This is a genomic window from Intestinibacillus sp. Marseille-P6563 (assembly GCF_900604335.1).
Lineage (GTDB): Bacteria > Bacillota > Clostridia > Oscillospirales > Butyricicoccaceae > Butyricicoccus_B.
In genome coordinates, this window is sequence record NZ_UWOD01000001.1 from 1,541,033 (window position 1) to 1,551,628 (window position 10,596).

At 52.2% G+C, this 10,596-nt stretch carries 10 protein-coding genes and 2 tRNA genes; 7 read left to right on the forward strand and 5 right to left on the reverse strand.

Annotated elements, in window-relative coordinates; translation table 11 throughout:
- The first annotated feature begins 19 nt into the window (after nucleotides 1-19).
- Nucleotides 20-1,501, forward strand: a complete 1,482-nt coding sequence (locus EFB11_RS08045; protein ID WP_102268808.1) for a recombinase family protein — start codon at nucleotides 20-22, stop codon at nucleotides 1,499-1,501.
- Nucleotides 1,502-1,694: 193 nt separating this feature from the next.
- Here the strand turns inward: EFB11_RS08045 and EFB11_RS08050 are convergent, their stop codons facing one another.
- The 4 genes from EFB11_RS08050 to EFB11_RS08065 all read right to left on the reverse strand — a co-directional run bounded on the left by EFB11_RS08050 (nucleotide 1,695) and on the right by EFB11_RS08065 (nucleotide 4,259).
- On the reverse strand, nucleotides 1,695-2,312 hold the full coding sequence (locus tag EFB11_RS08050; RefSeq protein WP_122789680.1) for a hypothetical protein: 618 nt from the start codon (nucleotides 2,310-2,312) through the stop codon (nucleotides 1,695-1,697).
- A 241-nt stretch (nucleotides 2,313-2,553) separates the two neighbouring features.
- Nucleotides 2,554-2,871: an ATP-binding cassette domain-containing protein gene (locus tag EFB11_RS08055; protein ID WP_122789681.1), complete on the reverse strand. Its 318-nt coding sequence runs from the start codon at nucleotides 2,869-2,871 to the stop codon at nucleotides 2,554-2,556.
- Nucleotides 2,861-3,115: a hypothetical protein gene (locus EFB11_RS08060; protein ID WP_442906850.1), complete on the reverse strand. Its 255-nt coding sequence runs from the start codon at nucleotides 3,113-3,115 to the stop codon at nucleotides 2,861-2,863. The genes EFB11_RS08055 and EFB11_RS08060 overlap by 11 nt, the downstream gene beginning before the upstream one ends.
- A 175-nt stretch (nucleotides 3,116-3,290) precedes the next feature.
- The gene (locus tag EFB11_RS08065; protein ID WP_122789682.1) at nucleotides 3,291-4,259 is read right to left on the reverse strand and encodes a helix-turn-helix domain-containing protein; all 969 of its coding nucleotides are present in this window, start codon (nucleotides 4,257-4,259) and stop codon (nucleotides 3,291-3,293) included.
- Nucleotides 4,260-4,575: 316 nt separating this feature from the next.
- Here EFB11_RS08065 and EFB11_RS08070 point away from each other — a divergent pair, with 316 nt between their 5' ends.
- Both EFB11_RS08070 and EFB11_RS08075 read left to right on the forward strand, forming a co-directional pair.
- Nucleotides 4,576-5,133: an RNA polymerase sigma factor gene (locus EFB11_RS08070; RefSeq protein WP_122789683.1), complete on the forward strand. Its 558-nt coding sequence runs from the start codon at nucleotides 4,576-4,578 to the stop codon at nucleotides 5,131-5,133.
- Nucleotides 5,130-5,918 carry a hypothetical protein gene (locus EFB11_RS08075; protein WP_122789684.1) on the forward strand — a complete coding sequence of 263 codons (789 nt, stop codon included), beginning with the start codon at nucleotides 5,130-5,132 and terminating at the stop codon, nucleotides 5,916-5,918. The genes EFB11_RS08070 and EFB11_RS08075 overlap by 4 nt, the downstream gene beginning before the upstream one ends.
- A gap of 42 nt (nucleotides 5,919-5,960) precedes the next feature.
- Here the strand turns inward: EFB11_RS08075 and EFB11_RS08080 are convergent, their stop codons facing one another.
- Nucleotides 5,961-8,465, reverse strand: coding sequence for a hybrid sensor histidine kinase/response regulator (locus tag EFB11_RS08080; protein WP_122789685.1), 2,505 nt, complete (start codon nucleotides 8,463-8,465; stop codon nucleotides 5,961-5,963).
- Nucleotides 8,466-8,627: 162 nt separating this feature from the next.
- Between EFB11_RS08080 and EFB11_RS08085 the strand changes: the two genes are divergently transcribed.
- The 4 genes from EFB11_RS08085 (at nucleotide 8,628) to EFB11_RS08100 (ending at nucleotide 10,492) form a co-directional block, all read left to right on the forward strand.
- The gene (locus EFB11_RS08085; protein WP_122789686.1) at nucleotides 8,628-9,005 is read left to right on the forward strand and encodes an Hpt domain-containing protein; all 378 of its coding nucleotides are present in this window, start codon (nucleotides 8,628-8,630) and stop codon (nucleotides 9,003-9,005) included.
- 24 nt (nucleotides 9,006-9,029) lie between these two features.
- The gene (locus EFB11_RS08090) at nucleotides 9,030-10,148 is read left to right on the forward strand and encodes a response regulator (protein ID WP_122789687.1); all 1,119 of its coding nucleotides are present in this window, start codon (nucleotides 9,030-9,032) and stop codon (nucleotides 10,146-10,148) included.
- 128 nt (nucleotides 10,149-10,276) lie between these two features.
- Nucleotides 10,277-10,365: transfer RNA gene (locus EFB11_RS08095), tRNA-Ser, on the forward strand.
- Between the two features lie 37 nt (nucleotides 10,366-10,402).
- Nucleotides 10,403-10,492, forward strand: a tRNA-Ser gene (locus EFB11_RS08100).
- Nucleotides 10,493-10,596 lie beyond the last annotated feature (104 nt).

Sequence of the window (10,596 nt, forward strand, 5' to 3'; positions counted from 1 at the left end):
TAACGGAAGGGAGCTAATTATGGATAGTAGAATAGATGCAATTTATGGGCGGCAGTCGATTGACAAAAAAGACAGTATCAGCATTGAAAGTCAGTTTGAATTTTGCCGCTATGAGCTTAAAGGCGGTGAGGGTAAGGAATACAAAGACAAGGGCTACTCTGGCAAGAACATTGAGCGCCCCGACTTCCAGCGGCTTCTGCAGGACATCCGGCTGGGCCTGATTAAGCGGGTGATCGTCTACAAGCTGGATCGGATTAGCCGTTCCATCGTGGACTTTGCAAAGCTCATGGAACTGTTCAAGCAGTACGATGTGGAGTTTGTGTCCTGCACAGAAAAGTTTGACACTTCCACGCCGATGGGCCGCGCGATGCTCAATATCTGCATTGTCTTTGCCCAGCTTGAACGCGAAAGCATCCAGATGCGTGTGCAGGACGCTTTCTATTCCCGGTGTACCAAAGGCTACTATATGCGGGGCCGGACGCCATACGGTTTTGATACCGAGCCCATCGTCATGGACGGGATCAAGACAAAGAAGCTGGTGGAAAATGCGGAAATGGATTTTGCCGAGCTGATGTATCAAATGTATGCGGAGCCGGGCAACTCCTACGGCGACATATCCCGGTACTTTGCCGAGAACGACATTAAGGTTTATGACAAGTCCCTAAAGCGCGGGTTTATTGCTCAACTGCTGAGAAACCCCGTCTACGTCCAGGCCGATATGGACATCTACGAATACTTCAAGGCCCAGGGCGTAAAAATTGAAAGTTCCCCGGAAATGTTCACAGGGGACAATAGCTGTTATCTCTATCAAGGGCGCGAGGGCGAGGAGCCGATCCTTGTGATTGCTCCCCACCAGGGGCGCATCCCCTCCCAGCTCTGGCTGACCGTTCAGCGCAAGCTCTCACAAAACACCACATTCCAGAATGGCCGGAAATGCCATAACACATGGCTGGCCGGGAAAATCAAGTGTGGACGTTGCGGCTATGCCCTGGCAAGTCTGAACGCCAGAAATGGTGTCACCTACCTGCGGTGCAAACAACGGGCAGACAATAAGAGCTGCAAGGGAGCCGGTACGCTGACCGCGCAAAGCATGGAGGCGTTTGTTTACGGCGAGATGGTTAAGAAGATGCGGAAATTCCACACGCTGAAAGGCGGAAAGGAACAAAGCTATAATCCGAAGCTGACCGCCGCCCGTGTCGCCCTTGCAAAGACGGAAAGTGAGATCGAGAAACTTCTGGACACTTTGTCCGGCGCTAATCCGCTTCTCCTGCAATACGCAAACACCCGCATTGAGGAACTGGATGCGGAACGGCAGAAACAGCTCCGGCTGGTCGCAGACCTCACCGCTAATTCTGTTTCCGCTTCACAGATTGATAGCATTACGGGCTATCTTGATGATTGGGAGTCCGTGAGCTTTGACGATAAGCGTAAGGTGGTTGATATACTCATATCACAGATTGACGCTACCAGTGAGAGTGTTACAATCCACTGGAAAATCTAAAACCTTTTCACTTGGCATTATGCCCTTGTCAAGAATAGTTTGCATTTTCATGTATTGGTCCTCCTGTCCCTGATTGGCCTTGCTGAGGAGGATGAATGTATTTCCTTCCTCACTCACTGCCGAGAAATTCAATCCCCCAAGAGGGGAGCGGCCGGGGAGGACTCCGACCGCCGTATCTGCCGCCGTTCACGGCTCAGTCCTTTTTCGGGTAAGCATGGCGTTTCACACGCTCAACACCGAAGGATTTGGCGACCTTATCAATAATTTTGTTTTTGCGGTTGGTCATTGCCGCAGAGGACGGCAGCTTGCCCGTCTGCTCGGCTTCAGCCTGGCGCATCTCCTCAAGCTGCGTACCCTTGCCGAAATGCTCAAAAAAGAAATCCTGCTGTGCTTCGGTACAGTTCTCATCAATGATGCGGCGCACTTGTTCTGCCTGAGGATTCTCCGGCTCCGGCCCGGCGAACAGTGCGTCTTCCGGGCTGCCGCTCTTGTCGGCAATCGCATCCCAGGGATCTACGGCATCCTCGTTATTTGGATCCGATATGTAGCTGTTGGCCTTTGCCTCAAACAAGGGATCGCACAGTTCGTCCTGGTAACGGTCATTCAAATCCATGTCATGGTCAGAGGAATCGAGGATAAGCGTCAGTTCCAGTGACAGGTCTTTGCCGACCTCCAGTTTTTGCGTAACCATGCGTTTAGCGTCTGGATCCCAAGCCTCGTAACAGTAATATTTTCCGTCCGAGGACAGGTAGCAGGTACGGTTGCGGTTGTAGTTGCTCTTGCGTTTCTTTGAATCGTTGTTTCTCGACATTTTTGTTCCTTTCTCGCCTTCGGCGTGACCGAGAGGAGTCAGGAACAAACGCAAAGAGCCGATTTTGAAACGTAAATGGCCAGATGACTATGAAACCTTACGTTTCAAAATCATCCGGCCATTTGGTAGTTCGCAATCGACTCCGTTGCTCGGTATGAATAGACAATAATTTATAAACTTATGGTTTTTACTGATGCTTTGTCACACCATATTCTTACAATGTTGTGACACTGAGGGCATTTCATTTCAATATAAATTTTTTCCTTGGGAATGCTGTCATGGGGTTTTGCATAATATAGCATATTTCTTTACCGTAGATTGCCTGCAATCGTTTCTTTGAACAGTGCAGCAAGTTTTCCCCCCTATAAAGCACCTCACCTGAAATGGAATAATTAGAACTAAGTAAGCCCATAACGGCCTTGCATACCGTCGTTTTTCCTGCCCCAGAGCTGCCCACAATGGACAACATTTCTCCTCCATCTATTGAAAAAGAAATATCCTTTGCAATTTCTTCACCCGTTTTGAGAGTAATAGTGAGATCTCTGACGTCAAGAAACACTGATCTGGTCCTCCTTGCCAATAAAATAATCTGCATATTGCTCAGAGAGTGTACCATCCAGGCCAAGTTCAACTCTCATTGCTTGGATTTGTTCTTCTGTTGCGAACAATGTAGTCTTTCTTACAAGCATTTCTGCCGGATCTGTACCGGTAAATATCTGCAAGCAAAAACTGAGAGTAACGACTCCCAAAATCACAATTAGCAAGGTTATAATACGTTTTACAATTCGCGCACTGATCCCCATACTGAACAACTGATTTGCCCCCCATTCGCTCGCGGTTAGACATCGCTAACTGACACCCTTAAAAAGAACCGCTGAACGCGGCTCTTTTCACCATTCTCTAATTAACGTCAATTATGATAGCACAAGATCATATATTCGTCTATAACTGTTTAGGTCAAGTCTTAATCCATTTAGGTCACGAGTATTTCAAACGATATGCGATAGGAGTCATTTCGTATACTGATTTGAATGCCCCAGAAAACTTTCCTTGATTTTCATACCCTGCAAGACTGGCAATTTCACCCACACTCAATGTCGGCTCTGACCTAAGTAATTCCGCAGCAGCCTCCATCCGTTTCCTTTTCATAAACGTGCCTAGAGAAGCACCGGAAATTGACTTAAAGCAGCGTTTCATACTTGATTCCGAAACCCCATAAATCTCTGCTATCTCAGAAATATTTTTTTGTGTAAAAGGATTTTCAATAATATACTGATAGACCTGTTGAGTCCGCCGGGATACTTTCTCCGTAAACTGTTGGGGCGGCTCCACATAACTGTTATCCAGTTGGCTTAATAAAAGTAAGATTTCCAGGATTTTCAGCCAGTAATACGGCAATCTTATCTGGTTCTCAACGCTCAAGATCTCTGCAAAAATATGGTCGATTTTTTGTTTGGATTTTATTAAAAGAACACGTCCTTCCGGACATAGAGTTGTGCGGATTTTTTGCAAGTCTATATGCCACTTAGAGAATTCATTGTCGAGAGTCGTCTGGGCTGTTTCTAGCTCCAAGAGAATGGTTATACCTTTATATTTATTGAAAGGGATTCTTGAATTGACAATAACCCGTTTATCATGGTATAGGCCAGATATACTTAAATCCTTTTCACCCAAGAAGGTAATTCCGCCTCCGACCATTTCAACTTCGTGTCCGCCCTCAAGGCAATAATTTATTTCTAAAAAATCTTTTTGGACATTTAGTGGCTGATAGCAAGAACTTAGATTTAGATCATTAAAAGACAGTTGAATACCTGGCGCAATATTATAACAGTGCATTTCCCCAGACCCGCTCTCATACTCGTATCGCCGGAGGGTATAAAACTGGCGGGGCGTATCATCTGTATAATAAAATGCTCTGAATTCCGGAATATCAACAACATCAGCCATACTTATTTGCCCTTTCTTGGAAATCGTGATTGACTAAAGAAAATGATAACGCAAGTGTATTCTAATTTCAACAAGGATATGTAATTGAAGTATAATTAAAAGCAGGACACATGCCACACGGTGTGTAGCATGTGTCCCAACTTACTGAACCCTAGACGGTTTTAAATGATACCCTTATGCGGCCGGGCCCTTTGGGCGGCCCTTGATTTTTTCCAAAGATCGTGAACCGATCCCCCGCCCGAAGGCTCTTATATACAGATGCATCGAAGAAAGGCGGCTGGGACCAACCCGTCGCCTGACAGAAAGGAGAAGCGGTATGCAAGATGAAATATGGGTCGAGCGATTGCAGCAGGGCGACCGGACCGCGTTTGATGAGCTCTACACCCGGTACCGGGATGAAGCGCTGCGCACCGCCAGCCTGATCACGGGCAGCCGCGCCGACGGTGAGGATGTGGTACAAGAAGCCTTCGTACAGTGTTACCAGCGCATCGGACAGCTGCGCGACCGAAGCAAATTCAAGGCCTGGTTGTTTACCCTACTGACGCGGGCGGCCTGGAAATACTGCCGCAAACGCGGCCGGGAAGAGCCGGTCAGTGAATTTTTCGACGATGCCGAAAAGGCCGGCGAATCGGCGCTGGGCGCCGTGCTACGCACCGAACAGAGCCGGGAACTTTTCGCCGCCGTGCAGGCGCTCGATGACAAGCAGCGTACGGTCGTTGTGCTGTATTATTACAACGACATGTCGGTGCGCGACATTGCCCATGTGCTCGGCTGCCGGGAAGGGACGGTCAAATCCCGTCTGTTTTCCGCCCGGCGCAATCTGCAAAAGGCCATGGGACAAAAAAACGATGAATGGGAGGGCGTGAGGATATGAAAGATTTGGAACTGGATGCGCAGCTTCGTCAAACGTTACACGAAAGCGTGGAAAATCTCCAGGCGGACGACAATCTGAAAGCGAGGATCGATCTTATGGTACAGAAAAAACACACACGCAGCGTATGGAAAAAGGTCACAGTCGGCTTGGCGGCAGCACTGTGCCTGACCATGGCAGGCGCCCTGGCCAGCGGGCAGTTTGCCTCTCTGCAAACCAGCCTGAACCCCGAGGATATGCAGTTTTCGGTGGAGGACTTGCAGAAGGACACGGCCCAGATCGCGGATGGTATCACCATTCCCGAACAGCTGGCGGGCTATGATTTCCAGAAGGGCTGTGTACAATACACCGACAAACTGGATGACGACGGCAACCGGCTGGACTCCTATCCGAGTCTGGAGGCCGACTACGGCACCAGCATCAACGGCGACGGCACGGTCTTGACCTACACCGCGCGGGCCTATGACAACGATTTGGACGGCGCGGACGCCCCCCCGGCCCAGTCGTATGAGGGCCAGCCGAACGAGACCCGGGAGATTGACGGCGTGACGGTCACCTATCATGCGGACCGCTATCTCTTCCTGCCCGAAGATATGCAGCCGACCGCCGAAGAACAGGCCCTTGCAGACAACAACGAACTGTACATCTCCTACGGCGTAGCCGAGCGCGAGGAAGATACCTATCAGTACGTTTCCTGGCAGGTGGGCGATGTTGTCTATGAGCTGCTTACCAAGGATACCACCCTTTCGGCAGACGATCTGTTTGCCGCAGCGGCCGATGCCCTATAAAAACAAGCAGCCGTCCGGACCCCAAAGTCCGGACGGCTTTTTTTATGTGAGCGATTGCAACAGTTTGCACAGCGCAGCAAAATCGATGGGCTTTACGATGTGGGCATTCATCCCGGCCGCCTGAGTCTCGGCAATATCCTCGGGGAAGGCATTGGCCGTGACCGCAATGATGGGAATGGTGCGCGCATCCGCGCGTTCCATGGCGCGGATGGCCCGCGCAGCCTGGCAGCCGTTTAGGTTCGGCATCTGCATATCCATCAGGATGGCGTCCAGCTCGCCCGGCTTGGACGCGGCGAACGCATCCACGGCCTGCTGGCCGTCCCACGCCTGCACCATCTGGACCCCCTGCATGGACAAAATCTCGGTGGCGATCTCCATGTTGATCTCATTGTCCTCGGCGAGCAGCAGCGTTTTTCCGGTCAGTTCAAACGGGGCTTGCTCCTTCTCAGCCGGGGCCGGTTCGGGCTCCTGTGCCGCTTGCAGCGGCAGCGTGACAGTGAATACACTGCCCTTGCCCAGTTCGCTTGTGACGCTGATTTCGCCGTCCATGCGCTTGACCAGGCTGTGGACAATGGCCATGCCCAGGCCTGTACCGGTCACCGACCGCGCGTGAAAGCGCGTTTCCCGCGCATATGGCTCAAAGACATGCTCCAAAAATTCCTGCGACATGCCGACGCCAGTGTCCTCGACCGCGATCTGGTATTTGCCGTATTTGTGCGCCGTCTTTTCGGTCAGATGCACGGTGACCGACGCGCCCGATTCGCTGTATTTGAGGGCATTGGACAGCAGATTGTTGAGGATTTGGGTCAGGCGTGCCGCATCGCCCAGCACCATGCGGCTGTGCAGGTCGCTGACCAAAATCAGCTCCTTTTGCTCCTGCTGGGCCTGATAGCGGAAGAGGTCGATGCAGTCCTCCACGCATTTCTGCAAATCCATGGGGTGGTAATCGAGCGAGATTTTGCCCTGCTCCATGCGGGAGATCTCGAGCACATCGTTGATGAGGTCGAGCATCTGCCGGCCGGAGCGCTGGATTTTGTCCAGCGTTTCGCGCATCTTGTCCGGCTCATCCAGACTGTGCTGCGCCAGTTCGGACAGGCCGATGATGGCATGCAGCGGGGTGCGCATATCGTGCGACATGTTGCTGAAAAACGCATTTTTATCCGCTTCGCTGCGGCGAGACAGTTCAAGCGCATTTTGCAGCAGCTCGAGCTGCTCGAGCTGGCGGGTCTTTTCCTCATTGACTTCCCGGAAGGCCAGCACGACTTCATCCTGGGCAAATGCTTTGTCAAACAGGATGCTGACATGCACCCAGCGCTCGCCACCCTCAAACCGGCGCAGATAATCCCCGCCGAATTCCGATACCTGATCGTGCACCAGCTGCTGGATATTGTCCAGCGAAAAGCTGCTGGCAAACTCCTGATAGGTGCTGCTGGCGACCACTGCCTGAATGGTATGCAAAAGATCGTCGTACCGCCCCATGGCGCCCAGTTGTTTTCTGGTATCTGGGGCGCATTTGATGGTTTCATAGGTTCCGGTCTTGTAGTTGACGCGATACAGCGCATAATACAGATTGCCCAGCGCCTGCACGGTATCATGGGTGCGCCACATGCGCCGGTTCAGCCGGAAATCGCGCACGGACAACAGTACCGCAGCCAGTAAAAACAGGCCGGACAGCACCAAAAACAGATGATAAATGGTGGTCAGTTCGCGCAAAACGGTCTGGAACGGGATGGTCAGCACGGTGGTCCAGCCGTTGCTCATCTGATAATAATACACGCCGCACAGCCATCCATCCGGACCGGTCACGCTCGCATCATAGGGCGCCAGGGAGCCGTCTTCGATGCCGTCCAGCAGGCCATCGACGTATTCCTGCGGGGTCTGCTTGTGGTTGGAGCCCTCCATATGGGACTGCAACACGGTGCCATTCTGGTCGCACAGAAAATAAGAGCTGCCTTCGGGCAGGGATTGCAGCTCGGCCGCATGAAAATCATCCGGAAAGACATCGAACATGAGCATATTGTCCGAATGCGTGGCCTTTTGCGCGATGGTAAACACCGGCTCACCGGTGATCGCGTCCTGGTACGCTGGGGTAAAAATCACTTCGCCGCCAGCCTGCATGGCCATGCGATACCATTCAGTCGCGGTGAAATCGTAGGTCTCATCCCCTTCCCAAGGGTTGGCGGCCACGATGTGCCCTTCGACGATCGCATACAGGTCCACCGACTCATCTTGCAGCACCTGCGCCATTTTGGTGAAAAAATCCTGGCTCCAGGACTGAATCTCCTGCTCATCCACCTGGTCGACCGTCAGCTGGTCCAGATATTCGGTGCCCAGTTCCATCATGGTGCTGTATGTATCGATTTGGCTTTGTTCGGCGGCTGCATAGTTCTTGGTCAGCGATGAGCCCAGCTGCTGGGCGTTTTGCAAAAGCTGCTCCCGCATCACATAAAGACTGAATACCGTCAGTACAGCAAACACCAGCAGAAACAAAATATGAAAACACAGATTCCGCAGCGTTGCATTGCGGACTTTGGCGTATCGTTTCATGGTTTTCCCCCTTTGATCCGGCCTGTCAAGGGCCGGAATCCTCACTGCCAGTATGGAACATCTGCGCCCATTTGTCAATCTTTTGCACCCGGCTTTGCCTGTTGCCGCTTGTCGTTTTCTGCGGTATAATAAAAATAACCTTTGGCTTATGGGAGGAACATCATGGAGCAACACGTTTTTCTGCAAAAACTTCAGAAGGCTGGCATCAATACCGACCAGGCCATCGGCCGGTTTATGGGCAACACTTCGCTCTTTTTGCAATTTGTCCGCCGTTTGCCCCAGGCGCTGCGGTTTGAAGACATCCGCCGGGCGCTGGAAGCCCAGGACGATGAAACATTTTATATGTTGGTGCACACCTTAAAAGGCACGGCAGCCAACCTGTCGGCCGAAAATCTGGCCGAATGCACCCAGGCGATTTTGGTCGAATACCGCGCTTCGGGGTTCAAGCACCAAAAGAAGCTGGAAGGCCTGCTTCAGCAAGCCGAAACCGAAAGTGAAAAATTATCCCAGACGCTGCGCGAATGGGACGCGGAACATTGATCCGCGCATACAGGAGGAAGCCATATGACACGAGATACGCTGCTGATCATTGACGATTCAGAGCTGGATCTGGCGATTTTAAATGAAATTTTTAAGGGGCTGTTCCACGTCGAGTGTTTCCAGGAAGCCACACAAGCGCTCTCCTTCATCCACAAGGAGTCCGATCGGATCTGTGCGGCCCTGGTCGATATCTGCCTGGGACGCCGCGGGGCAGGCTTTACCCTGCTGCACCGCCTGCAAACCAATCCGCTGACCACCAAACTGCCGATCATCCTCATCACGTCGGATGCCAACCGGGATTATGTCCTGCATGGTCTGGAACAGGGTGCGGCTGACTTTCTGGTCAAGCCGGTCGACCCGCACACCGTACAAAAGCGGGTATGCGATATCATCCGCGGCGCATGGCCGCAGGGCGAAACCATTCTGGACCACCAGCAGGACCGCAGTGCTCTTACATCGACATCTCAAACGACAAACACGGACGATTTCTGCCTGCTCGACCGCCTGCCCGAGTCCCTTTCGGCCGAGCAGGCCGCACAGCTTGCCGATGACTGGCAGCAAAAATTCTCGGTTCTGTGTCAACTGCGCCCGGATGTGCACGCCATTCCTTCCCGGCGCATCCCGCGCCTGACCGGCCTGCTGGCCGATGCCTGGCGCTCCCTGCACGATGACAACAGCCTGACCGAATTGCAGGCCGCATACACCCAGCAGGCGGCGCGTTTGTGCGATTTGGGCAAGCTTGGTCTGCCCGATAGCACGGCGTCCGCCGGAGCCGAGCAGCCCGAACCCGGCCGCACCGCCTATATGCGACACACCGAATTCGGACGCGCCTTATGGCAGAGCAACAAGCCGCATCCATTCCTTTCGATCTGTGCCGACGTTGCATACTGGCATCACAAAAATTTTGATGGTACCGGCTATCCGGCGACCCCCGAACCGGTCGAGGTCCCGCTCTGGGCCCAGCTGGTCCATGCCGCATTCCGTTGCGATCTGTATTTATGCAAATATGCGGACAATCCGGATTGCTATGACCGTGCGCTGCGCGCGCTGTCCAGCGAGGCAGGCACGATTTTGTCCCCCGAAATGTTCCGCACCATCGAAGCCGCGCGCGAACCGATGGAAAATTTGCTGACCAAAGTATAACGCCGCTTTGTGCATCTGCCGGCAAATCGGTTTGCGGTTTGCCGGCAAATGCTCTTTCGAGCGAAAAAAACAGTTGACAAACAAAAAACCATCTGCTAAAATTATATTTGCTTATCGGGCCGAGATACGGAGAGGTATCGAAGCGGTCATAACGAGGCGGTCTTGAAAACCGTTTGTCCGAAAGGGCGCGTGGGTTCGAATCCCACCCTCTCCGCCAATTTTTCATTGGCGGAAACAAGAAACTTCATTGGTACGGAGAAATACCCAAGTGGTGAAGGGGCTCCCCTGCTAAGGGAGTAGGGCGCGAAAGCGTCGCGAGGGTTCAAATCCCTCTTTCTCCGCCAGAAAAAGACCTGTGATTCAAACGGATTGCAGGTCTTTTTTGTATTTTTCGATCATTTTTTAATATTTTCATAACTTTTTAGCCAACTGTAAAATTTCGTATTTT

Coding starts and splice junctions, on each gene's coding strand:
- EFB11_RS08075 (WP_122789684.1), top strand. CDS start 5,130: ATGAAAGATTTGGAACTGGATGCGCAGCTTCGTCAAACGTTACACGAA.
- EFB11_RS08045 (WP_102268808.1), top strand. CDS start 20: ATGGATAGTAGAATAGATGCAATTTATGGGCGGCAGTCGATTGACAAA.
- EFB11_RS08070 (WP_122789683.1), top strand. CDS start 4,576: ATGCAAGATGAAATATGGGTCGAGCGATTGCAGCAGGGCGACCGGACC.
- EFB11_RS08065 (WP_122789682.1), bottom strand. CDS start 4,259: ATGGCTGATGTTGTTGATATTCCGGAATTCAGAGCATTTTATTATACA.
- EFB11_RS08050 (WP_122789680.1), bottom strand. CDS start 2,312: ATGTCGAGAAACAACGATTCAAAGAAACGCAAGAGCAACTACAACCGC.
- EFB11_RS08090 (WP_122789687.1), top strand. CDS start 9,030: ATGACACGAGATACGCTGCTGATCATTGACGATTCAGAGCTGGATCTG.
- EFB11_RS08085 (WP_122789686.1), top strand. CDS start 8,628: ATGGAGCAACACGTTTTTCTGCAAAAACTTCAGAAGGCTGGCATCAAT.
- EFB11_RS08080 (WP_122789685.1), bottom strand. CDS start 8,465: ATGAAACGATACGCCAAAGTCCGCAATGCAACGCTGCGGAATCTGTGT.
- EFB11_RS08060 (WP_442906850.1), bottom strand. CDS start 3,115: ATGGGGATCAGTGCGCGAATTGTAAAACGTATTATAACCTTGCTAATT.